Annotated in this window: 1 protein-coding gene; it reads left to right on the top strand. The window is 37.1% G+C overall.

Translation table 11 applies throughout. The features are described 5' to 3' along the window. Positions 1-228 precede the first annotated feature (228 nt). On the top strand, positions 229-1,632 hold the full coding sequence (locus AC1DG9_RS26660; protein WP_172659178.1) for an alkaline phosphatase: 1,404 nt from the start codon (positions 229-231) through the stop codon (positions 1,630-1,632). Positions 1,633-1,776: the final 144 nt, after the last annotated feature.

Raw genomic sequence — 1,776 nt, 5'->3', positions numbered from 1 at the left:
AGAGAAGTTAAGCCCACCAGAGCCGATGGTACTGCGGTAACACGTGGGAGAGTAGGTCGGTGCCAAATCTTAAGCAAAACCCTGTAGCTAAACGCTGCAGGGTTTTTGTGTTTATATACATTTCTGAAAGAAAAACCTTCTTAATAGCTTAACAATTTCATAATTCTATCTGACCGGATTTCTAATGGTACATATAGATCTTTGCTGATTGAAAATATTTTTAAGTATATGAATAGAAGATCACTATTAAAAGGCGGAATACTTGCTGGTATAAGTATGCCTTTTGTTGGTTTGCATGATGTTATTGCCAAACCGATCGGAGGAGTAAAAAAGGCGAAAAATATCATTATGATGGTAAGTGATGGCATGAGTACAGGAACATTAAATATGGCCGATCTATATGCTAACCGTACGTTTGGCATAGGAAGTAAATGGCTTGACTTATATAGAAATAACAAAGCTGTAAGAGCTTTAATGGATACGGCTTCAGCAAGTTCAATGGTTACCGATTCAGCAGCTGCCAGTTCATCCTGGGGTGGTGGAATGAGGGTAAGGAATGGCTCATTAAATGTTGGGATGAGAGGAGAGAAACCTCAGCCAATACTTCAAAAATTTAAAGAGAGTGGAAAGAAAGTTGGCTGTGTAACTACAGTTCCAATTACCCACGCCACACCGGCTGGCTTCTGTGTAAATATAGATAACCGAGATGGACAAGCTTTAATTGCAGAAATGTATCTAGAACTAAAATTTGATGTGATGATGGGTGGTGGAAGCAAATACTTTGATTCAGAAAGAAAAGATGGCAGCATTATACCTAAATACCTTACCCAAGGTTTTAAAGTTGCAGAAAACCGTGCTGAAATGCTTGCTCTTGATAAATTAAAGCCGGTTTTGGGATTGTTTGCTGAAGATGGTTTACCTTATGAAGTAGATCGAAAAAATGACCCTGAATTGATAAAGACTGTGCCTTCAATAGCTGAGATGACGATGAAAGCCATAGAACTAATGAAGGACCATAAGAATGGTTTTGCATTACAGGTTGAAGCTGGAAAGGTAGACTGGGCTGCACATTCAAATGATGTGGCAGGTTTAATATTTGATCAATTGGCTTTTGATGAAGCAGTTGGGAAAGTAATAGAGTTTGCTGAAAAGGATGGAGAAACTTTGGTAATCATAACAACAGATCATGGTAATTCTAATCCTGGGCTTTTTTATGCTGATGAAGCCGACAAGAAATTTGACAGTCTGCAACATTTTAAACATAGTAATACTTGGCTGCTTACTCAATTAAACCAATCATTTGGTGAACAAAAGATTACAGAGATAATTAGGGAGAGTCAGGGATTGGAGATGAAACTGGAAGACGTAAAATCTTTAGTAGCTCATTTTAAAGATATCGTTCCGGGCCAGTTATATAATGAGTCGAATCTTCCATTTTATGAGTATGGAAAGATTATGGGCAAGTATACCGATGTGCAATGGGCAGGAATGAACCATACAGGAGATTACGTGGAGCTAACAATGTTTGGCCCCGGTTCAGAACAGTTAACCCCTTTCATTAAAAACTATGAGCTTCATAATTTTATGTTAAATGCTGCAGAAATGCCAGCACATTTTTTGGTTAAAGCTTAAAAGGTTAATTAGAAATAAAAAAAGCCATCTGATAATTATCAGATGGCTTTTTTTATTTACTGAAGAATTGCCGTAAATTGAATTAAATATTATTCCTATGAAAAAGCTATTTAAATTATGTCTGCTCTCGATGTTCCTTTTTGC

It is taken from the genome of Pedobacter sp. 05L430, from assembly GCF_056397585.1.
The sequence above is the reverse complement of the archived record's forward strand: the minus strand, read 5'-3'. Positions and strand labels throughout refer to the sequence as shown.

What these genes read in the sequence shown, in the direction of transcription:
- AC1DG9_RS26660 (WP_172659178.1), top strand. Translation starts at nt 229, where the DNA reads ATGAATAGAAGATCACTATTAAAAGGCGGAATACTTGCTGGTATAAGT.